21 protein-coding genes and 4 pseudogenes are annotated in these 20039 nt (G+C 51.1%); 17 read left to right on the top strand and 8 right to left on the bottom strand.

Annotation, left to right across the window (positions count from 1 at the left end):
• The first annotated feature begins 34 nt into the window (after nt 1-34).
• On the top strand, nt 35-1714 hold the full coding sequence (locus ACR0BU_RS18365) for an ATP-binding protein (protein ID WP_480738311.1): 1680 nt from the start codon (nt 35-37) through the stop codon (nt 1712-1714).
• A gap of 84 nt (nt 1715-1798) precedes the next feature.
• Here the strand turns inward: ACR0BU_RS18365 and ACR0BU_RS18360 are convergent, their stop codons facing one another.
• Nucleotides 1799-2356, bottom strand: a complete 558-nt coding sequence (locus tag ACR0BU_RS18360; RefSeq protein ID WP_480738312.1) for a hypothetical protein — start codon at nt 2354-2356, stop codon at nt 1799-1801.
• 415 nt (nt 2357-2771) lie between these two features.
• Between ACR0BU_RS18360 and ACR0BU_RS18355 the strand changes: the two genes are divergently transcribed.
• The 4 genes from ACR0BU_RS18355 (at nt 2772) to ACR0BU_RS18340 (ending at nt 6126) form a co-directional block, all read left to right on the top strand.
• A complete protein-coding gene (locus ACR0BU_RS18355) occupies nt 2772-3281 on the top strand; it encodes a GrpB family protein (protein ID WP_480738313.1) in 510 nt (169 codons plus the stop codon).
• Nucleotides 3282-3715: 434 nt separating this feature from the next.
• The gene (locus tag ACR0BU_RS18350) at nt 3716-4411 is read left to right on the top strand and encodes a hypothetical protein (protein ID WP_480738314.1); all 696 of its coding nucleotides are present in this window, start codon (nt 3716-3718) and stop codon (nt 4409-4411) included.
• Nucleotides 4412-4785: 374 nt separating this feature from the next.
• Nucleotides 4786-5256: a GNAT family N-acetyltransferase gene (locus tag ACR0BU_RS18345; protein WP_480738315.1), complete on the top strand. Its 471-nt coding sequence runs from the start codon at nt 4786-4788 to the stop codon at nt 5254-5256.
• Nucleotides 5257-5547: 291 nt separating this feature from the next.
• Nucleotides 5548-6126, top strand: a complete 579-nt coding sequence (locus ACR0BU_RS18340; protein ID WP_480738316.1) for a 2OG-Fe(II) oxygenase — start codon at nt 5548-5550, stop codon at nt 6124-6126.
• A 286-nt stretch (nt 6127-6412) separates the two neighbouring features.
• On the opposite strand, the gene ACR0BU_RS18335 is transcribed toward ACR0BU_RS18340, so the two are convergent.
• The gene (locus ACR0BU_RS18335) at nt 6413-6886 is read right to left on the bottom strand and encodes an AAA family ATPase (protein ID WP_480738317.1); all 474 of its coding nucleotides are present in this window, start codon (nt 6884-6886) and stop codon (nt 6413-6415) included.
• Between the two features lie 218 nt (nt 6887-7104).
• Here ACR0BU_RS18335 and ACR0BU_RS18330 point away from each other — a divergent pair, with 218 nt between their 5' ends.
• From ACR0BU_RS18330 to ACR0BU_RS18315, 4 genes are all read left to right on the top strand, one after another.
• Nucleotides 7105-7599, top strand: coding sequence for a hypothetical protein (locus ACR0BU_RS18330; RefSeq protein WP_480738318.1), 495 nt, complete (start codon nt 7105-7107; stop codon nt 7597-7599).
• Nucleotides 7600-8759: 1160 nt separating this feature from the next.
• Nucleotides 8760-9461 carry a hypothetical protein gene (locus ACR0BU_RS18325; protein ID WP_480738319.1) on the top strand — a complete coding sequence of 234 codons (702 nt, stop codon included), beginning with the start codon at nt 8760-8762 and terminating at the stop codon, nt 9459-9461.
• A 797-nt stretch (nt 9462-10258) separates the two neighbouring features.
• Nucleotides 10259-10789, top strand: coding sequence for a porin family protein (locus ACR0BU_RS18320; RefSeq protein WP_480738320.1), 531 nt, complete (start codon nt 10259-10261; stop codon nt 10787-10789).
• Between the two features lie 120 nt (nt 10790-10909).
• Nucleotides 10910-11158 carry a hypothetical protein gene (locus ACR0BU_RS18315; protein WP_480738321.1) on the top strand — a complete coding sequence of 83 codons (249 nt, stop codon included), beginning with the start codon at nt 10910-10912 and terminating at the stop codon, nt 11156-11158.
• Nucleotides 11159-11751: 593 nt separating this feature from the next.
• Here the strand turns inward: ACR0BU_RS18315 and ACR0BU_RS18310 are convergent.
• The 3 genes from ACR0BU_RS18310 to ACR0BU_RS18300 all read right to left on the bottom strand — a co-directional run bounded on the left by ACR0BU_RS18310 (nt 11752) and on the right by ACR0BU_RS18300 (nt 12905).
• Nucleotides 11752-11955 (bottom strand): hypothetical protein, encoded by a 204-nt coding sequence (locus ACR0BU_RS18310; protein ID WP_480738322.1) that lies wholly within the window; start codon nt 11953-11955, stop codon nt 11752-11754.
• A 44-nt stretch (nt 11956-11999) separates the two neighbouring features.
• Entirely contained in the window at nt 12000-12368 is a 369-nt protein-coding gene (locus ACR0BU_RS18305; RefSeq protein WP_480738323.1) for a VOC family protein, read from the bottom strand.
• Nucleotides 12369-12458: 90 nt separating this feature from the next.
• A complete protein-coding gene (locus ACR0BU_RS18300) occupies nt 12459-12905 on the bottom strand; it encodes an Lrp/AsnC family transcriptional regulator (protein WP_480738324.1) in 447 nt (148 codons plus the stop codon).
• A gap of 139 nt (nt 12906-13044) precedes the next feature.
• On the opposite strand from ACR0BU_RS18300, the gene ACR0BU_RS18295 reads away from it, so the two are divergent.
• The 4 genes and pseudogenes from ACR0BU_RS18295 to ACR0BU_RS18280 all read left to right on the top strand — a co-directional run.
• Nucleotides 13045-13665, top strand: coding sequence for a LysE family translocator (locus ACR0BU_RS18295; RefSeq protein WP_480738325.1), 621 nt, complete (start codon nt 13045-13047; stop codon nt 13663-13665).
• Nucleotides 13666-13678: 13 nt separating this feature from the next.
• On the top strand, nt 13679-14566 hold the full coding sequence (locus ACR0BU_RS18290; protein ID WP_480738326.1) for an EamA family transporter: 888 nt from the start codon (nt 13679-13681) through the stop codon (nt 14564-14566).
• Between the two features lie 355 nt (nt 14567-14921).
• Complete coding sequence (locus tag ACR0BU_RS18285) at nt 14922-15377, top strand: VOC family protein (protein ID WP_298937661.1); 456 nt, start codon at nt 14922-14924, stop codon at nt 15375-15377.
• Nucleotides 15378-15584: 207 nt separating this feature from the next.
• Nucleotides 15585-15773 (top strand): annotated as a pseudogene (locus tag ACR0BU_RS18280) (transposase); the annotation flags it as partial.
• Between the two features lie 269 nt (nt 15774-16042).
• Here the strand turns inward: ACR0BU_RS18280 and ACR0BU_RS18275 are convergent.
• Nucleotides 16043-16708: a hypothetical protein gene (locus ACR0BU_RS18275; RefSeq protein WP_480738327.1), complete on the bottom strand. Its 666-nt coding sequence runs from the start codon at nt 16706-16708 to the stop codon at nt 16043-16045.
• 471 nt (nt 16709-17179) lie between these two features.
• On the opposite strand from ACR0BU_RS18275, the gene ACR0BU_RS18270 reads away from it, so the two are divergent.
• The 3 genes and pseudogenes from ACR0BU_RS18270 to ACR0BU_RS18260 all read left to right on the top strand — a co-directional run.
• On the top strand, nt 17180-17317 hold the full coding sequence (locus ACR0BU_RS18270) for a hypothetical protein (protein WP_298937663.1): 138 nt from the start codon (nt 17180-17182) through the stop codon (nt 17315-17317).
• A gap of 171 nt (nt 17318-17488) precedes the next feature.
• A pseudogene (locus tag ACR0BU_RS18265) lies at nt 17489-17811 on the top strand (transposase); the annotation flags it as partial.
• Nucleotides 17812-17932: 121 nt separating this feature from the next.
• Nucleotides 17933-18070: pseudogene (locus ACR0BU_RS18260) on the top strand (transposase); the annotation flags it as partial.
• 2 nt (nt 18071-18072) lie between these two features.
• On the opposite strand, the pseudogene ACR0BU_RS18255 reads toward ACR0BU_RS18260, so the two are convergent.
• Nucleotides 18073-18210 (bottom strand): annotated as a pseudogene (locus tag ACR0BU_RS18255) (tyrosine-type recombinase/integrase); the annotation flags it as partial.
• Between the two features lie 26 nt (nt 18211-18236).
• Here ACR0BU_RS18255 and ACR0BU_RS18250 point away from each other — a divergent pair.
• Nucleotides 18237-18593 carry a hypothetical protein gene (locus tag ACR0BU_RS18250; RefSeq protein WP_480738328.1) on the top strand — a complete coding sequence of 119 codons (357 nt, stop codon included), beginning with the start codon at nt 18237-18239 and terminating at the stop codon, nt 18591-18593.
• Between the two features lie 148 nt (nt 18594-18741).
• Here the strand turns inward: ACR0BU_RS18250 and ACR0BU_RS18245 are convergent, their stop codons facing one another.
• Complete coding sequence (locus tag ACR0BU_RS18245; protein ID WP_480738329.1) at nt 18742-19611, bottom strand: LysR family transcriptional regulator; 870 nt, start codon at nt 19609-19611, stop codon at nt 18742-18744.
• Between the last annotated feature and the right edge of the window lie 428 nt (nt 19612-20039).

Raw genomic sequence — 20039 nt, 5'->3', positions numbered from 1 at the left:
GTGCCAATAGCTTTAATCAGATGGGTGTTGGTTGATGAATGAAAAAGTTATTCCCGAGCAATTCCAATTCGAGCTGTCTTTGAGTGTTCTGAACCATCTGGGTCGGAACCTATATCGGAACTTCGTGACTGTATTGGGTGAGGCGATCTCAAACTCATGGGATGCAGATGCTAGGAATGTCTGGATTGCAATTGACCGCGAAAAAGCCTCATTCTCAATCAAAGACGATGGCGTTGGGATGACGTCTGATGATTTCCAAAATAAGTTCTTGAAAATCGGATACTCGAAGCGGAAAGAGGGGATCACCCGTTCCGCCGGAAAACGACCATTTATAGGAGCAAAGGGTATCGGTAAATTGGCGCTGTTGTCCTGCGCGGAACGCATCTCCATTTACACCAAAACGGCGGAAACAGACTATGTCGGAGGTCTAATCGACAACGACGACCTAGATCGGGCGATAACCGAAGATCTCACACCTCAACAGTATCAGTTGGAAGCTTTAGATTCTGACGCAGCCGAAGCCCTGCTGGTGGATCATTCTCATGGGACGATCATCCTGTTTCAGAACATGAAGGAACAGATGAAAAATTCCGAAGCGTTCATCAGGAAGATTATCGCCATGAGCTTCCGGTTCTCCTTGTTCGATCCGGATTTCAACATCTACGTAAACGGTGTGCGGGTAACCATCGACGACCTAAGCGACCTGTCTGGGAACACAGAGTTCGTTTGGATCGTCAACAAGTTCCATGACGACTATGTTTCGGCGATGAGTAATCTCAAGGCAGAGCCACAGGGTGTCGTCACCGATCTGCGAATTGGAGGTTTCCTCGCGACGGTCGTTAAACCTCGGGATGCCAAGATAAGTAATACGGAAGAGAGGGCTTCCGTTGATCTTTTCGTGAATGGGCGCCTTCGCGAAAAGAACATACTGCGCCATATTCCTACGCAGAGGATCCTCGAGAGCTACCTGTACGGGCAGATTCACTACGACAGTATGGATCGAATCGGTAGAGACCCATTCACAAGCAGCCGCGAGGGGATCGTTGAAGACGACGCTTACTTCACAGAGCTTCTCGATTATCTCAAAAAAGACCTGATACCGCGAATATTGGACGAATGGGACGCACTGCGCCTCTCAAGGGGTGAGGAGGGCGACGACGAAAATGAGAGAGTTTCAAAGAAACAGCGAAAAGCAAAGGCATTAGTCGCTGAGAGCGAGAAGGAGTATGCGCCTCCTCCTGACACACCCCAAGGAGAAGAGGTGGAAACATGGTTGAAGAAACTGCGGCCCGACGCTGAATTCAACATCTCTGCCTATGTGGACTGTTTTTTGTCCGAGAATCTAATTCGGCAATTCATCTATAACCAATCTGTACCTCTAACCCAACCTGTACTGGACGAGATCAAGAAGTGGAAGGATCGTGAAGGGGAAAACCTGGTAGCTGCGAATATCAGCTACGAAATAACACGCTCGACCGATGACTTAGGCTACCTTGGCATGAAAGAACTGAGCATTCTGTCTGAGGGCGGGAAGAATGACTCGAGTGGAAGGCCAACACCTCTTTATCGTGATCAGACAACTTACACGCCAATCAGAAACGCAGTGGGGCATACCAATCTACTGACACCCAATGCAAAAACACAACTGGGAATGACGTTGGAGAACATCAAAGCGCGGTTAGCGCGATTGTTGCAGAGCGTGAAAACTAGGTGACGCAAAGCCTTGCGCCAATGTCCAATGAACGGTGGAAAGTCCCAGCACGCAATGGGCCGGATACCAAGGCAAATGCCAGAAGAACTATGAGGTTTGATACCCTTTCTTCAATTGATAGAGGAAGTCAGCAAATTCGATTAAGTTATCCACGTTCTCCGCATACAGCTCGGCGTAGGGCCCGTTGTTAATCAGTCCGCAATGTGCTGCCTCGGCGGCTGCCAGGATATCAGGGACGATTGCAGGCTCGCATGAGAACAGTACGTGCGCGACATCGGAGGCGTGCCCTCGGGAAAAGTCACCACCGTTGCAGCTTGAGATTGGAACCGCACCCAAGGCGGACAAGACCTCAACAGCGCTACCGACGCCCATGTCGACGGATAGGCCCATGGCGAGCTCCGTTTCGGCCAACCAATCCTCCATTTCCGGTGAGTCGAAGGCAAATGCGGTGCTCTCTCGAAGGAATTGGCGTTCGAGAGTGATCGTCTCCGCCACGTCCTCAAATTTTGCTCCGCGCAGATCTACGTAGAAATGGTTGAGCATCATCCCGTCTTCAGACGACGCTTCATCTTCACCTATGGGCACGAGCATTGATGTGCTTAGCGTGCGTACCACTTTCAAGTCGAGATCCTTTCGTCCATCCACTCCTGACGATCCCTTTCTTACGTCAATCAGTTTACTGCCAAGCAGCCTAATGAAGTATGCGTTGGCAGCAATGATACAATGTCAATCGAGCTGCGTATTCCGCCGTTGGTCTGAGCTAAACATTGAAAATCCGACTTGTGCTTATCGGTTCTCAAAGCGAATTTTCGCGTTCGCAGCGAAAGTCAGGTCTAGCAGGCCGCACTGCAGCGATGAAGACCGGAACTCAAAGGCAACTTTGGGCCGACCATTGTGCTGCGTTTGAAATCGCAGCGAGAAGGCGGACGGCGGCTTGGGGCTCATTCGATCTGTTGGGGCATGTCGCAGAGAACGGCAGCAGCGAGCCCAATCTGCATTTCTTCTGCATCGTAGCGAATGGTGGCTTTCGCGAAGGTCAGCACAGCCCTAAAAGGGCAGAATGAAGCTTACGAGTTCAATCACTGACTATGACCAGAGTTGGCCACGTCTCTTTTCGGAAGAGGCAGGACGATTGCGGTCGGTATTTGGCAGTGCGTGTATCGACATCCATCATGTCGGCAGCACTGCGGTTATGGGTTTGGCTGCAAAACCTGAAATCGATATTCTTGTGGTGGTTTCCGACGCCAGCGGTTTGGATGATTGGCAGGCTGGGCTGACTGGCCTGGGCTATAGGCGTGGTGGAGACTTGATGGAGGGCCATCACTTCTTCAAACGCGATGTTGGTGGGATCAGGACCCACAAGCTTCACGTCTGCGTTTCGGGTCACTCACAGGTTAGTAGAATGCTTGGAATACGCGACCACTTACGTAGCAACTCTGCTGATCGCCGGGCCTATGCGGAACTCAAATTGCGTCTTGAAAAGGAAAACACAACAGGGATTGTAGAGTATCTAACAGGCAAGGCCCCATTCCTAGAAGAACTACACCGGAAGAACCAAACAAAGGCATAGCCGACATTGGCGCAATCGCAGCGAAATGCTGCTTTGTCCGCATAGCGATCACTGATGCACTGCGCAGCGAACGACTGCGTCGAGCCCGCTTATCAGCCATCCGACGCCGGGCTGTGAATGTCCGGAATGTGCCGTTTGCGGTCCGCTGCATGTGCGAAAGGCGGAAATGGGATCAAGGGCAGCTTCGGGCTCATCTTACCATTACGGGCTTGTCGCAGAGAATGGCGGGATCGAGCCCAAAGTCTCTGATGCTGCGCTGTGCACGAGTGTCAGCTTGCCCGTAAATGACCAGAAACATAACGAGTTCAGAGTTCGCTTTGACAAGTTGAAAATCGTACACGCATCAAGCGGTTGTTGACCCTTGAGCAAGATGGCATGCTAGTCGAATGCTACGGTTAATTGTCAATTCTACTGTCATCCTGTTTCTAACCATTTTGACCCAGATAGGCGGGATTGCGTGGCTGATAGCGCTCTTCTTCAGGCGCAAAATAGCCGCGTTCCTGCTTGCCTATGCGGCTTTGACGGCGGCGGTTGTCTGGATCGCACCGAACTTTGGTCGGGTAGCGTTGAACTGCTTCGATACCGGTCCGCTTCAGGTTCAAAGCTGGATGTACTGCGTACTAAACCGCAACTATGTGACCCCAGAACTACGGGACGTTCTCATTGACACCGCCGAAGAGATGGATCGCCAGTACCCTGGCACGAAAACCCTAGTGCTCGACGCGAACTTCCCGTTTTTAGATGGTTTTCCCTTGCTGCCACATCTTTCTCACGATGATGGTGAGAAGGCCGATCTCGCATTTTTCTACAGTGATGAGACAGGTTATCTGCCGGGTGCAACACGATCACCGATAGGGTATTTCGCTTTCGAGCCCGGTCCGACTGATTGCACGCCGAGATGGCCAACTCTTAGGTGGGACTTTGATATTATTCAGCCGTTTTGGCGCGAATATGAGTTGGACGAAGTACGTATGGCAGCGGTAATGAGAATCCTCTCAAACGATGATCGCGTGGGGAAAACTTTCATTGAACCGCATCTCGTTCAATCACTACAGGTTGCCCATTCGCGTATTCGCTTCCAAGGGTGCAGGGCAGCGCGGCACGACGATCATATTCACTTTCAGCTATGATGGCAGATTAGAGTTCTTGCCGTTGCGTCATTTCGGGTAGTTCCCAATTTTGACGAATACCGGTTTCTAAAGCCGACATTTGCGCACACGCAGCGAAAGCTCATTTTGTCCGCCATTCTGCCATCTGACACTGGGATTTGAACGTCCGGAATGTGCGACTTGCGACTTGCTGCACGAGCGAAGCCTCAAAGTGCGATGAAGGTCTGGTAAGGGCTCTTTAGATCAATTGGGGACGTCGCAGAGAATGGCCGCATCGAGCCCGATCAAGACATTCAAATCGATGTCTCGTCGGCGTCTGATACGCCATTTTCTGTTGTTCAGAGAGCAGCAGGCTCATATTTACGGGCAAACAAGCCCGGACGAATACCCAACCGATGCACGAGATTAATTTCACCAGGTTGCCCGAGATCGATCCATCCGAGATCGTCGCGCACATGTCCGATCCGCGTGTGGCGGAACACATGCCTTTGCTGAATTTCGAATGGGATGAGGCCGCTGTCGCCAAGTTTGTCGCGACCAAAGAGGCGTGCTGGAACCGCGATGGGCTTGGCCATTGGGCTATATTGTCTAACGACAAGTATGTTGGTTGGGGTGGTTTTCAGAAAGAGGGGGACGAGTGGGATTTCGGGTTGGTTCTCAAGCCGCGCTCATTCGGACTTGGTGCGCGCATTTCAAGAAAAGCGATCGACTTCGCCATTGCCGACAAGCGCATTCCATTCGTGACGTTTCTGCTGCCTCCGTCGCGCAAGAATCTTAGTGCGCTCGACCGACTTGGCGCGGTTTTTGTTGGTGAGCAGGAGTATGATGGGGAGACCTTCCTCAAGTTTCACCTGGAAACCGAATGACGGCTAAGTCCGCGTCTTACCAGTTCAAGCGACGCGCAGCGAAGATTGATCCATCCCAGACCGGCCCTTGACGCAGATCGCGGCGAAATCTGACTGTGAGCCCAAAGTGATCGATGCTGCATGTGCAAACTGGTTGAAAAAATTCGCGTCTTCTGCCAAGAGGCTCCTATGGAATTGTCAATCGTTAGCCTCCAGTGGCCCTGCCACTCAGCTCTTCTTAGGGGGTGTCATCGTTGATCGCATAGCGATTGAACGAGCACCTCTTTTTTGACTGACACATGGAGATGGACAATGACCATTCCCAACGGGTTGCAGCACCTCGTTTTCGAAGCGCCAAATTTTGCCACCACGGAATTCTGTACTCAAATGATTCGTCGAGCCGACGAGATTGGCTTTGAAGCGGCAACGATCACGACCGAACACGGCACAAGCGTCACGCAGGATATACGGAACAATGATCGCGTAGTTTTTGATGATCCGAACCTAGCGAAAGCACTGTGGATAAAGGCGCGTTCTTTCTTCTCGATCCCATTCAAACGGCACCGAGCGGTCGGCTTGAATGAGAGGTTTCGCGTGTATCGCTATGGCCCCGATCAGTTCTTCGATTGGCACCAAGACGGCGAGTTTTGTGCTTCATCAGGTCTCCGCAGCATGTTCACCATGATGATATACCTCAGTGAACGCTGCGAAGGTGGAGGAACATCCTTTGCGGATGTGTTCTCACCACATGTTTTCGATGATTTTACAATCGCACCGGAGACAGGGAAGGCGCTTTTCTTTAACCATCCGCTTTCTCATCGTGGTGACCCGATCATCAGCGGTGAGAAGCTTGTCCTACGCACTGACGTGATGTTTGAGAAAATAACCTAAGTCCGCTTCGTCACGCATTCAGGAATTCGCAAGGCTTAGATTTGAAGGACCGGTTTGGGGCTGAGACCGGGCACTCAACCAAATTCGCAGGTTGTCGGTAGCGAGCCTAATTGAGGGGATGCTGCGGGAGGCATGTGTGTCCCCATCCGTGCAGCTATGAGATATCATCCTAAATCGGCGATCGTAGCGAGAACTGCCGAACAATGGGCCGCGATCCTCTCCGCAGCGGCCTCGGGTTTCAACGCAGTTACATCTAATCGAAGGGTGTAAGGTAGGTCGCTGCCGATTAGTGGCTTTGATGAAGCGTGGTTGCGTTGCGCAACCTCTGCACCCTGCAGCTTTCCTTTGCCTTTCCGCTCAGGCGATTGACGCGCTTTATATTCTCTTCGAGGCCGCAGACGATATGAACCATCACAAGGGGCGGCCGTTGGTCGCTTCGATCCAGGAACCTTTGCCACTCTTCCATAGCCCATCCCGTCTCGCCCGTCAGGACAGTGGTGAAAATGACAGGGATATCGGAGGGCAAGGCCGCAATGAGCTCGTCCGCGATTTCTTCGACACGCCGCACGGTTTCCCTAAATTCGGGAGTGCGAAACTCGGTCAGGGCGAATGCGAGATTGTAGAGTGTGTGAATATCGACAAGACGCGCCTTCAAGAGCTCTGCGAGTTCTCGCCCGATTGTCAGTTTACCGACGCCAGGATAGCCGTTCAGCACAATAATCATTTTATCAGAATACTGCTTGCCCCAGGCTTTGACCAACTACAAAAGCAGGCAATGGCGCAGGCTCAGCGAAAACTCGTCTTGCCCACTGACCGGCCAGCGGGTTCCCAAGTCTAATGTCCAGTTTGGACTGCCGACTGACCTCGGCACCGTATACAGTCAAGGTCTGGTTTGACCTCTTATTGTCACGATAACTGGCGGTAGGAGGTCATGTCTAAGCATTGAAGCTGCGCGTCAAACGACATACTGATACTTGAATGAACGACGGCACGAAACCAGCGGAATTCAAAAGTACACTTTGGAGCAAATTCTGGAGTTCTATGGGTGTACTATTTTTAACGGTGGGCTTGGTCTCTGGAAGCTCTACGCTCTATTTCTTGGCAACGTCAATTGCTACTGACGTGACCGTCGCCAATGTAATACATCACCAGAAATCATCTACCAGATCCAGTTACCGTTATGTTTTTGAAGCAGAAAATCCTAGCGGAGTTGTTCTCTCCCATCAAGCAAAGATTCGAGTTGGTCGGCCATTGCATAGGGAAGGCCAGATTGTAGCGGGTCGTATTTCAGAATCATCAGGTAGAGTATTGAGTAACGAAATTCTGACAAGTTTCAAACGGGTTGCAATAGTCACCTTCCTTGTTGGATTATACTTGGGAAGGCGAGTAGTCTTCGGCCCAATTGCCTATTGGTTTGGTCGTCTTATAGGGTCAATTGCTGCGCTTTTCACGCGGTCCAAGGCATTCTTTTGAGTGTCGCTAAGTCCCTCCCACCAGCTATTTGCCACCTTGCGCTGAACGTCCGGAATCTACGGTTCGCGACTTGCCGCACACGCAAAGGGCTGAAGCTTGCTCGAAGGCGGCTTTGGGCTCATTCGACCAATTGGGGACGTCGCAGAAAATGGCCGCATTGAGCCCACTTTGACCGCTGCTGCGCGATACCCCAATTACAGCAATGTACAGATAGAGAACTTTGCAAAGTCTATCGACGGCCTGTGGACTGGTTCAAGAAAGCACTGGCTGCTGGAAAGTCACCGGAGTCGTTGGAGGCCTGATCTGTAGCTGATTGGTCAAATGTTGAGGCCCTGATGAAATGTCGGGACCTTTCCTACGTGGACTTCAGTCAGGCGAAGCGGTTCATGCTGCGATTGCGCAATCCGCCCTTGGATGGCATCAGGTAAACTCACGCGCTCTGCTTCTTCTGCCGGAAGCCCGCCAACAAGGCCAGAGTCCATATGGTCACTCCAACCCAAACTGCGAAAACATGGTAAAATAGTATGCGGCCCCTTAATCGCTCAAGTCGGTAAAAATCGTCGCAATACTCTTGGCCATTCGGACAGACCGTAAAGTCAGAAAGCCCGGTTTGTTTGAGGTATATTTCGCCGATGATGAACGGCAGAGATACCACTGCTATCTGTATAGCCACCACAGACGCAAAACGCCAAAGACCTAAGCCGGATGCCGTGACTTGACGCACGACGCACCAAATCGCTAAAGCGACCCAGATCAGAGGTGCGAGCACGAGCAAAAAGACCAACGTCAAGAAGCTCACCTTTCAGCACGAGATTTTCTTTGGAAGGAAGCGATGTCACTCAAGCGTCTGAAGACGTAGCACTGTATTTGTTTGTCCAAGGTCCGGTCCCTAAATTAGTCTAGCCCGACGACCCCAGCTAATGCGAACATATCCGTCTTTCGGTAGCACATCAGACTCCGAGTAGACTTTTGCCGTTGGCCAGCGTGGTGAGTCAAAGCTTGCGGGCTTTGCCGGTCTGGTGTCAATGGTTGGCCGCGAAAATGAGACGGTCAAACAGGGGAGTGTGGGTGGACCGTTCTACATTCGAATTGCTAGCACAAGGGTGTAAGTCTAAACTCTATATGTGCGACCATCGGTTTGGAACTGTTAGGAACTCGACATGTTTGAGCCAGTGGTGGACGTATTACGATTTCTGTTGAACAACCCAATCATCGCGGTGGTGATCATCAGTGTTGTGGTGATTTCAAATTGGTTACAGGCACATTTTCTGCATCGTGCCGCTGAAAAGAACGCGGAAGCAAAAAGATCGGGCTGGACCACCCCTGCTGGTAGGTCTGAGCGGCGACATGATACGGGGATAGGTACCCAAGCCATACTCGTCATGCGCCGACCCCGCCGCTACACATATATCGCCGTCTGGACGCTGATCCTTTTCGGAGGTTTTGCGGCATACTATTGGCAAGTCGTGTTAGCCGAACCAAGTGGGCAGACCACGAAGAATTGGTTCACTTTCGTTATCGGCCTGGTCTTCTCTACTTTGGCTGTAGCTCTGTTTGCCGCCGCATGCACAAGTGTTCATGTCTCAGTTGATGACATTGTTCTGCGGCGTCTTTTTCGTCGTCCTGAGCGATTTTCATTGAAAGAGATTTCACGTGTTGAACCAGTCGACAAAGGCCCCGCAACGGGAGTGAGGCTCATCCTCTTTGACGGAAGGTCTGTCAAATTGCTGGCGGGTTTTGAAGGCTATTCGCAAGTCCTGAAGAAAATTCATAATGCTCATCCAGACTTACTTAGGCTGCTTACGATTGGACAAATTACCGACGCTGTGGCCGAGCGGCGAAAGCGCCATCTGTCAAAGTAACCATTCAACCAAATCTGCATTCAATGCGGTCTTTGCAAATGAAGGCATTAGGGAATAAGCGGGGCGCCATCTGCTGGGTTAATTCAATAGACGGGCACAAGGTCGGAAACATAAATAACCGTTTGTTACCACCCCGGATTTTAAGAAGCGGACATTCGCGCAGCCGCAGCGAATTCACACTTTGTCCCGCAGGGCGGTCATCTGAGGCGTGATCGCCAATGTCCGCTTTGCGGACGCTCACCATGCAGCGCATGGGTTTTTTGCAGATCGGACGCCTGTACGGTGATGACCCTAAGGTTATCGAGTGCTGGATTTGATGTTTGGTGTCTTGAACGGGATCTACACGTAGCGCGCCCTGCGCAGGTGGTCCCTAGTCTGATGAAGAAGCCTTCTGGAGTTTTTTCGCAAGAAGTTTCACCGTGAAGAACCTGAACAGACCGTGTTGACAAAACGAAAGTCTGACAGGCGCAAGCTCCACCATAGTTCGTATCTATCTAAACATAGAATTTCAGTATTTTTGAATCTGGCGAGCTGGCTCTAATGTTGGATACCATACGAATTGATTGGGCGCATTTGCGGGCAGTGAAGCAACAAAACAGCAAAGCCTCGAAGCGCCGACTGGGAAAACATCATCAAGTTTCCACCCATCGCTGGCGCGTCCGGGATGCGCGCAAGATCAACTTCGTTCGCTCACCAGTTTGAATTGGATGTCCCAGTAGCGCAATCGCAGACGATTCATCTTCGTGAGAAAGAAACACCAGCGTCACTTAACCCTTCGCGCTCCGGAAGACTGATCAATGACTTGTCACGTAAAAACTGCTTTGTTGGCCCTTGCAACCGCCTTGCCAACGCATGCGCTTGCCGATTGGAACGGTCCATATGTTGGCTTTTCGCTTGGCGCCAACACTACAAATGAATTGTCTGATGACTTTGTGGAATTAGAGGCTGAATCGAGTACTGCTTTTGGCGTTTTCGGCGGTTACGCCGTACAGAATAATGACTTCGTTTTTGGCGGTGAAGTTGCTTTCCTACGGGCCCCTGATCTCGAATTCGATGAAGTAGAGCTAACTTTAGACTATGATATCTTCGATTTGAAAGGTCGTGCTGGTTACGTGGTCAACAACATCTTGTTGTATGGTTTAGCAGGCTTCTCGCGCATCACAGATGGTCACGACGATGCAACCGGATTTAACTTTGGCGTTGGTGCTGATTACGACCCCGGAAACAGCTTCGTCATCGGGGTAGAGTACCTCGTCCGGCGTACAGACTTTGAAGGTCTTGACGTCAACCTTGACACACTAGCTCTCAGGGCGGCTTACAGATTCTGATTGAGACTTGGTAACGTTACAAAGCAAGCCGTGCGTCTTGGCGCGGCTTTTTTGTGTGTCATGGCGTGGTTTAGACACCGCGAGAGTAGTTCGCCGAGGCCAGCATAGGAGCGTTTGGAAGTGGTGCTGGTGGTCTATTGCGGCGCGAAATCCCTTGTTGAAGGGGCGGCATCGGACTGGCGCGAACTTTTTTACGAGCTCGCGGCACGGAAGAGTTACATCTTCGGCCAGCGATCGCTTCCAAGCCCAGATATCGAGGTCTTATCCGAAAACGGGATCAAAACGCTTGTTGTTCGCGAGGCTGGCCACTCAATGGGTTTAGAAAACCCCGAAGGTCTTGCAGCAGCCATTGCGGAGGCTCTTATTTGATCCAATCTCTGTCTGGCGTCGATCAACATAACCGTTGGAACCCGACGTTCAAAAATTTTCGCAAACTTCCGCTCTGTCCGCTTACTTGCAACTGATAGATCTTCGTTGAATGTCCGGTTTGCACCGTTCACGACGTGCTGCACGAGCGAAGCCTCAAAATGCGGTTAAGGTCTGGTAAGGGCTCAAACTGCTATCCTTGGTGTGACGATTGCATCGAGTTTCTCTCGGGTGCTCAGTCTCAACAAGATTTGCTGCACAGTTCGAATTGGGGTTGATCTAGCCCTCTACCACCCGTTCCACTCCACTTTCAGTTTTTACATCTCGCTACGATCGCCGATTTAGGATGATATCTCATAGCTGCACAGATGGGGACACACATGCCTCCCGCAGCATCCCCTCAATTAGGCTCGCTACCGACAACCTGCGAATTTGGTTGAGTGCCCGGTCTTAGCCCCAAACCGGTCCTTCAAGTCTAAGCCTTGCGAATTCGTGAATGCGGGACATTGCCGCCGTTCGTCGTTAGATAACAGATGTCGGCTTTGGTAAATGATCAACATAACCTGCTGCCACTAAAGTGCGGAAAGCAGCACGAGTTACTTCTGGTATTTCGACTTCGATTTGAAAGCCTGCGCTTCGCCCTTGGGAAACAACTCTGACGTCCAGTTGCCAGACGAACCGGTGAAGATCACCCGGTTGGCCAAACCATCGTGAAACGGCTTGGCGCAATGTGTAGCAACACGAATGTCATATGATCCAAGACCAACAATCACATCCGAGTTTGCAAGCCCGTCATACACACAATGGAAGTCCTAAAGGACCCGAGCGGCTTCAGAGACCTGCATCACTGCGGTTCCCCGAGTTCGACTATATGTCTGTCCGGATCAAAAAACCGAAAAACCCGCTGACCCCAAGGCTCTTCTCTGATTTCGTGAATGAGCTCTATTTGTCGGGAAATACGCAAATAGGTTTGGTCTAGATCGGCGTCTTCGAAGTACAAGACGAGGTTCCCTCGACCGAAACAATTGTGGTTTGCGTTATCGACGCCAAACACAGTCTTGAAGAGTGACGCGCCATCGTGAATGGCGAACCCGCTTTCGAACATTACGAAGTTTCCGTGATCTTCCAAGATTCTCAGGCCCAGGATGTCAGTGTAAAACCGCTTGGAAGTGTCGACGTCTCTCACAAACGGAAGCGGGTTTACAAACTTCAAAGTTCTATCCGATCAATCGCTAGTTCTTGGCGGAACACCGTTTCTTCGGTCCGGACTTTCGCCGTTATGCAGAAGTGATGCAAGTTGGGCTCAATCAAGCGGTGGGAGCCGCATGCGTACCGGGCTAGATTTGACGACAGCCGTTTGCGTTGACGCATGAGTTGAAAAGTCTTCCAATATCGCGTCCAGCTCGGAAATGTCCTTGAGCAGCATTCTTGCCACAAACGCGTCCTCTCCTGTCACCTTGTCACACTGTACGATGCGATCAGATGCGACGATTTTTGCCGCGAGCAGATGAACTTTTCCAGGAAAGGGTTTGAATCTTACAATCGCTTCGAGCGTGAAGCCAAGCGCCCTGCATGAGAGCTGCACCTCAAAGCCAGTGATGACACCCGTGTCTTCAAGTCTCTTAATCCTGTCCCGAACCGTCGGAGCCGATACGCCGGTGAGAGCAGCAAGCTCCCGCCAGCTAAGCCTTGCGTCTTTGCCAAGTTCTTTAAGCAGCGCGCGATCCAACGAGTCGAGAGTGTTTTCCATAGAGAAGCCATTTGATCTGTGAGCCTTCGATTTGAACAGCTTATCCTCAATCAGCTTCCGTTCTGCAAAGGATTCCCTCCCGCCGACAGTCTAGTTTCGTACTTGGCGCGTACGAAGCGTGCGAAATGGAGTTTGAGACATGGCATGGGCCATATGGCTGTCCTACGCGTCGATATCCGCCGCCAACATCGTCACCCCAGGACCTGCGAACCTGAATACGCTCAGGCGTGCGTTGCAACTTGGCTTTGTGCCAGTGCTACCAACAATCTTTGGAAACGCCCTTGGCCTTGCGGTTGGTGGTGTCCTTTGCGCGGGAGGCGTGGCGACATTTGTCGTGACCTCGGACGTGATCTGGGCGCTGTTTCACTGGCTGGGTATCGCCTATTTGGCCGGGCTAGGCCTGAAGCTAATTTTCAAGCGTGAGCCCATTATTTTGGGTAAAGACACGGTGCGATCCGTGCCACCATGGCTGCTGTTTCGAGAAGCCTTTTTGCTTGCTGTAACAAATCCGAAAGCGTTGCTTTTTTATCTCGCACTTTTCCCGCAGGTTCTCGATCCCAACAATGCGCTCTGGCTCCAATCAACAGTGCTGGTTCTGACCTATTGCGCGTTATCTGTCTTGTCGCTTAGCACCTATGCTCTCGCCGCTGAAAAGGTCCGTACCCGCTTCCTCACACAGAAACGCTACGACCGTTTCCGTATGTGTTCGGGCATCATTCTTTTGGGGTTCGCAGCAAAACTAGCCCTCAACGTGGATTGAACGAGGCCCTGGTATGCTTTCATTATCGTATCTAGCGGCCTTTGCCGCATCGACTGGATGGGCGACTGGTACGGTTCTCGCGGAAAGACCCGCACGTGCTCTTGGCTCTTTTACGTTCATCCGAATCCAGGTGATCGCCTGTGCCGCAATCCAGGCCAGCCTGTGTTCGATCTTTTCGCTCTGGTCGACAGTGTCCACCGCCCATTGGCCTGCGTATGCCGTGTCGACAGCGGCCATGCTAATGGGGTTGCTTTCCTTCACAACCTGCCTGAGCATCGGGGGGCCTCGGCGGGCCGAAGTTGTCTTCTCGCTGCGCGCCCTCCTCGTGGCGGCAATGGCTTATGTCTGGCTTGGAGAAACGCTTAGACCTATTGACGCGATTGGCGGTCTCATTTGTCTATCTGGCGTCTTGCTTGCAATCCTTTCGAAGCACGCAGATGGAGAAGATACGCCTTATGATGTGAAAAATGCTGCTCTCTTCATCGGGTTTGGACTGATGGGCGTCACATGCCAAAGCCTTTCTTACCTTGCCATAAAACCAGCTTTGGAGAGTGGGACGAACCCACTCGCGGTTTCAGCTATCCAACTTGGCGGCGCCTCCGCCATTGTCACGCTGGTCGCATTCTTGCCGGTCCGTTCTTTGCGGGCACAGACGCAATTGACACCATACTTGATGGGTAGAACCATATTGCCCGGTGTCATTGGATACGTGTTCGCATCCTCTGCTCTTCTGTATGCTTTCGCGACACTGGATGCAGGCATCGCTGCGGTCTTGGGTTCGCTTGCGCCTGTCCTTGTTATCCCAATTCAAGCGGTTAGAGACGGTAAGTTACTTAGGGCAAAAACAGTCATAGGGGCTGTAGTTGCTGTGATTGGTGCCGCAGTGATAGTGCTGAACTAGACGAAACCCAACACACAACAAACGGACGGCACGCTCGGCCAGAAAGTAGCTAGTACTGATTAAGTGGACATTCGTACAAGGCACAGCATCCGTATTTCTGGGCTCTGAGCCGACATTTTCTGCAGCGCGTCATCGTGCGGATCTGCAGCTTGTTGCCAATTTCATTGCAAAAGTAGTTTTCGGCTTGGTGCGCCATCTGATGTTGAGCGCTCGCCCTGTCCTGGTCGCACTATGACGGTTGGGTCAGATTCGTATGACGTTCAACAACACGGCGCCGCGGATTCAACAAGAGAGCCCATGTTGCAAATTTTCTGTTGCGCGGTGAAGGTCGGCTTAGCATCTTTAGGAGAAACTGATGGACGCAAAAACCGGCTTGGGCGCAATTCGAAGCATGGATTACGTGATCCTGCTCTGCGACGATATTGAACGAATGAAGCTGTTCTACCGCGATGTTCTTGGCTTCGAGATTGAAGATGAAGCGACAGGAACGTGGGTCGGGTTTCGTGTCGGAACGCTCTACCTCGGTCTCAGGCCTCGGGGACGTTCTTATGATGGCGAACGTATTCCTGACAAGTCAGCCGGAGTACAGATCAGCTTCCGTGTGCCACCTGCTGACGTTGATGTAGCCTATGAGGAACTGTCAGCGATGGGTGTTAAAGTCATCGAAGGCCCGACAAACCAAGACTGGACCCACCGGACACTGTTCCTGCACGATCCAGAGTTCAATATCATCGAGATTTACGCCGACATATATCCTCATGAGACGCTAAAGCACCCAAGCGGTGTGCACCTGTTGGTTCAAGACCAGTAGTTGAGGCGTGCTTAAAGCAGCCGTTCACCGGCATCATCTGAACGTCAGCAAAGTCCGTTCACCTGGGGGTCAATTACGCGGGCAGCTTTGATCCCAGCAACCGTTGTGCGGGAGGCGCACAGATGGGGTTATGACGAACACTAGGGTCAGGACCCATTGATTTCAGTGGCAGGTCGTGATTTGCGGTTCGAAAAACGAGCGGTGACCATGTCTGATCTCTTCTGGCTGACGGATGCGCAAATGGCGCGTCTCGAGCCGTTTTTCCCGAAGTCCCACGGCAAGCCACGCGTCGATGATCGGCGTGTCTTGAGCGGGATTATCTTCATAAATCGCAATGGCTTACGGTGGCGCGATGCCCCGGCCGCCTATGGCCCGCACAAGACGCTGAATAAACGCAAACATGCGGCGCCCCTCGCGGCTACCGCGGAGAGAACCTCAGAGGCCGCACGCAGGAAAACGCAAAAGAAGATCAGCGTTTGACCAAGGCGATTAGAGAACGTGCTCGGACGCTAACTTACTGACGGGTTTCTCCCAGGTTTTTGAGAGAACAATTTGTTCATCGTTTGTACCATCGGCGCGCAATTTAAGCGACGAATTGAGCAGCAATATTTGAATTAGATTATCAGGCTTAAAGCAGTGTATGTTTTTGGAGGCTTCCTTAAAAATTATTTCTTGCGCATTGCGGTATTTACCAAGTCATCATTCATGTTGACGCCGTAAACACTTCCGTTGAACTCAACTGTTGGATATTTATAGTAAGAGCTATTAAAGTAGTTTCGGATAGACTGCTTTTCCGCGCTGGATAGCTCCTCAGGCCCATATGAGTGAATTATTTTATTTATATTATCATAATGCCCTCGAGTTCGAAACTCTGGTGAAAGCTCATCTATTATCCTAATTACGTCTCTAATCAATTTTTCCTCAATTACCACTTGAGTTTTTGTGTCCGACACGTCCACACCTAGTGCAGCTAAATCCGAACTGATTTTAGCTCTTTGGCGATCAATATCTTCGTCGAGGTGAAGCGCTTCATGAATGAGATTCGTGATTTGTTTGTCTAACCGCGCTCGGTAGGTGAAACCTCTCATTCGGTCTGGGAACGTCCAAACAGTACCAACCCCGCTCAATCCGGTGCTGTTCATGTGAGCGTAACCGCGTGCATCGGATGAAACTAGGTTTGGATCACCAAGTTGAACTATAATCACAGACAGGGTCGCTGCACTATTGCCGATCGCAGATATCACATCAAAATTGATTGTTCCATTGTTCAAAAAGTCTGCCGCCCTTTCAACAATCGTACCATTTAGTTCATCTGAAACACGGAAATCCATCATTTTTCTCCAATAAAAATGATCTCACCCGACTGCGACCTACTCGCAGCAACCCTTTCGACTTAGAAAGAGGGCAGAATTTCTAAGCGAAATTCCATTTTTTAAAATCACTCCCCTAAAATCGATCTATGATTTAGATTTACTGTATTCACCAGCGCATTCACTGGCGATGCAAACAGAACAACTTGATAGCCTCAGAAGTTTGACGTAAGCGCCAAAATATCCAAAACTGAGCGATGCCAAAGATTAGAAATATACGTCTCCACGTTCTTAGTGGAGGTTCTAGATTTTCGCCGATCGCTTCCATTGATTTCATCCAGCCGATTTATTTTTTTTCTATTATTAGAGTTTGATCGCTTAAATGAAAAATATTGTAATTCTATATTTCCATAGGCATGAGCAATGGTGTGATCTGCGCCTATTAGACTTTCATTTTGCCCACACAGTTTAGTCTTTTCATACGAGGATTGGATGGTGCGATCCATTCAATGGGATGGCATGAGCGCTGCCGAAATAGTGAGGGAGTTGTGGGATGAGGACGTCGATATCGACGCGTTCGACAAAGAAATGGACGATCTATTCGCATCCGCTCTGGCGGAGGGTGGGTAAAGGCGCCTGCAGGAAGCTCGTAAGGCGGTCGACCTTCATTACGAACGTCAGAAGGGGAAATAGCAGCGAGAGTCCCAAGACGAGCGTCGCGCGCAGATCGCCGCGATTGTGGCTAGGTGTTTGATCACAGGGTTTGATGGTGTGATCTGTTCGATGGAGGAAGAAAGCATTATGGGCCAAGTTCGTCATGGGAGCGCCACGACCACGCACGCTGTCAGAGCAGCAATACAGCGATCGGAAGCTTCGATCGCGGAGTTGAGCAGGGAACTGGGGATCAACCCCAAGACCGTTGCGAAGTGGCGAAAGCGTGAGATGGTCGAGGACATGAAGACCGGTCCGAAAGAGCCGCGCTCCACTGTACTTAGCGAAGAAGAGGAGGCTATATCATTGTTTTCAGGCGGCACACGCTCCTGCCGCTGGATGACTGCCTTTATGCTCTACAGCCAAAGATCCTGCATCTGACGCGCTCTTTCGTCGGGGAAACGCTCCTCAGGAGCCTTTCCTGATCCTCCTCAATGCATCGTTGCTTGCAATGATGAGCCATGTCGCGCCATTGGTCCGAGCGACAATGGCGAATGGATATCTCGATTACCGGACGTCGCGGGTGACAAGCCAAAGCGGCGATACAAACGACGCAACCGGATCGAGATCATGCTCGGAAGGCTCAAGGACTGACGTCGTGTCGCAACACGATATGACCGCTGCCCGAAAGTCTTCCTCTCAGCCATCGCACTCGCTGCTCTCGTAGTCTATCCGATACCGAGCGCTGCGCGGTACTTGAGGCCCGGACCCGGGGCTGCGGACAAGATCGCCGAGACCTCCTCGAAGCTCAGTACAATCGGCAGCTTCCGCGGTTCGGTACGGAACTGCATGTACTTCTTCAAGTCCTCGCGGTTGGCTAACAGATTTGGGCGTTAGGTTGGATCGCGGTGAGTACCTGGCCTTACATAATTCCGGCATACGAACTGCCGAAGAACTTGAGGCATTTCCAGACGCAGAGCTGGAAGGATTGGTGGGAGCGCGCCAGGCGAAAGAAATCCGACTATCGCTGCAGACGGTCAACGAAAATAGGCTATCTGTTTACTGCGGACGCAGTCGGCAGGTCGCAGCACAAAGCGGACATCGTCGTGGAGCAAAGAGGCTGGTTCTGAGTTTTGTTGCTGTCGCAAAGTGTTATCGGCGGAGCATCAAATACCAGATGACCATCGTGATCGAAACTAATCAAGTGAAATACATCTTTGCTAATGTCGATATCGACGGACATCAGGGCGGGTAGAAAGAAAGGCAAAACCACTACGGCGGATCAATTGTCTTGTGCAATACTTGACCGGGGTGGCCCCGTTACCGAAGTTCTGAGTATAAGTCGTGGGTTTTAAAAGAAGTTTTGGCGGCATTCGTTCGTTTGATCCCTCAAACGTCTCGCTTCATGAGACCTTCATCAACTCTCGAACTAGGTCATGCGCTTCGGGACGTGAAGGTTGAAAGCGGCAGCGTAGTGCAGCCACTTGGCGATGAATTTGGACATCTTCAATTGAAAGTTTGACAAGCCCTTCCTCGTTCGGGATGGCGGTTTCTGGTAAAACCAAAAACCCCGTTCCGTTCCTTGCGAGTTCAAGCAGCCAATCGACACGGTTTGAACGATAAGCGGCATAAAGCTTACAACCGCGCTCCGCGCTGGTGGTGCGCATGAATTCACGCATTTCACAATTGAGTCGATCCAGCATATCATTACCGGCTAACATATTCAGAGCTACTGTTTCATGTTGGCTAAGAGGATGTTCGGTTGAAACGACGGCGCAGTAACGTTCTTCATAAAGTGAATCAATCTGAAAAATCTCTTCAGAAGCTTGCGCAACCGTCACTGCGATATCGAAGCGACCCTCCCGAAGCCCTTCGAGCAACGCCGTATGGCTATCAACAATCAGTTCGATGTCCGCCTTCGGGTTGCGATTCCGATAACGTTCAATCGCCTCCGATATTTTAGACTGCCCAATCGTTTCACCAACACCAATACCAATTGGAACGCGCTTCAAGCGCACATGGCGCGCTGCTTCTACCTGAGCCTGATGTGTTTGCTGCAACGCCTCCTGCAACCTTGGGTGTACAATTGCTCCGAGTGGGGTCAGACGGCATCCCGCTCGATCCCGCAAGAGAAGCGGTCCACCAAGTTCATTTTCCAGTTTTTTGATTGCTGTCGTAAGTGAAGGTTGAGACACATTCATAACTTGCGACGCATGGGTGAAATTACCGTGTTCGCAAACAGCCAGAAAGTAACGAATTTGATTCATTTCCATGAAGTGACTGACCGCTGTTGGTACGTACTGCCACTAATGATACAACTACAAGCTGAACGGTCAACAGCTATTACACGAGTATCACATAGTGTTCGAATTCGACCACCGATGTATGAAGAATGGACACATAGACAATCGAACGCGGGATCTCGGCGCGCAATCAAATTGATTGTCAAGCTCAGGAGATTTAACCCAAGGAGATCGACATGGTTACCACGTCAAAGAAAACTCTCGGGGTTTTGGCAGTCGCCACCGTACCGTGGCTGGCAAATGCTCAATGGGGCGTCGCAATGGTCAGTGAAGCAAGCTAGATTGAACTGATGGCGGTTGAAAATCTGGGGTCACAACCCTTGGCATTCTTGGCCTGGCGGACTGTGTACAGAACGAAGCAGTAGTTCTGCGTTTATGGGCCTGAGAGCTAAGAGAGG

It is taken from the genome of Ruegeria sp. CK2 (assembly GCF_056536585.1).
Note: the sequence above shows the minus strand (reverse complement) of the source record. Positions and strands in the feature narration are given on the sequence as shown.

What these genes read in the sequence shown, in the direction of transcription:
- ACR0BU_RS18320 (WP_480738320.1), top strand. Translation starts at nt 10,259, where the DNA reads ATGACTTGTCACGTAAAAACTGCTTTGTTGGCCCTTGCAACCGCCTTG.
- ACR0BU_RS18290 (WP_480738326.1), top strand. Translation starts at nt 13,679, where the DNA reads ATGCTTTCATTATCGTATCTAGCGGCCTTTGCCGCATCGACTGGATGG.
- ACR0BU_RS18270 (WP_298937663.1), top strand. Translation starts at nt 17,180, where the DNA reads ATGGTGCGATCCATTCAATGGGATGGCATGAGCGCTGCCGAAATAGTG.
- ACR0BU_RS18330 (WP_480738318.1), top strand. Translation starts at nt 7,105, where the DNA reads ATGAACGACGGCACGAAACCAGCGGAATTCAAAAGTACACTTTGGAGC.
- ACR0BU_RS18275 (WP_480738327.1), bottom strand. Translation starts at nt 16,708, where the DNA reads ATGGATTTCCGTGTTTCAGATGAACTAAATGGTACGATTGTTGAAAGG.
- ACR0BU_RS18300 (WP_480738324.1), bottom strand. Translation starts at nt 12,905, where the DNA reads ATGGAAAACACTCTCGACTCGTTGGATCGCGCGCTGCTTAAAGAACTT.
- ACR0BU_RS18345 (WP_480738315.1), top strand. Translation starts at nt 4,786, where the DNA reads ATGCACGAGATTAATTTCACCAGGTTGCCCGAGATCGATCCATCCGAG.
- ACR0BU_RS18245 (WP_480738329.1), bottom strand. Translation starts at nt 19,611, where the DNA reads ATGGAAATGAATCAAATTCGTTACTTTCTGGCTGTTTGCGAACACGGT.
- ACR0BU_RS18340 (WP_480738316.1), top strand. Translation starts at nt 5,548, where the DNA reads ATGACCATTCCCAACGGGTTGCAGCACCTCGTTTTCGAAGCGCCAAAT.
- ACR0BU_RS18285 (WP_298937661.1), top strand. Translation starts at nt 14,922, where the DNA reads ATGGACGCAAAAACCGGCTTGGGCGCAATTCGAAGCATGGATTACGTG.
- ACR0BU_RS18325 (WP_480738319.1), top strand. Translation starts at nt 8,760, where the DNA reads ATGTTTGAGCCAGTGGTGGACGTATTACGATTTCTGTTGAACAACCCA.
- ACR0BU_RS18365 (WP_480738311.1), top strand. Translation starts at nt 35, where the DNA reads ATGAATGAAAAAGTTATTCCCGAGCAATTCCAATTCGAGCTGTCTTTG.
- ACR0BU_RS18355 (WP_480738313.1), top strand. Translation starts at nt 2,772, where the DNA reads ATGAAGCTTACGAGTTCAATCACTGACTATGACCAGAGTTGGCCACGT.
- ACR0BU_RS18295 (WP_480738325.1), top strand. Translation starts at nt 13,045, where the DNA reads ATGGCATGGGCCATATGGCTGTCCTACGCGTCGATATCCGCCGCCAAC.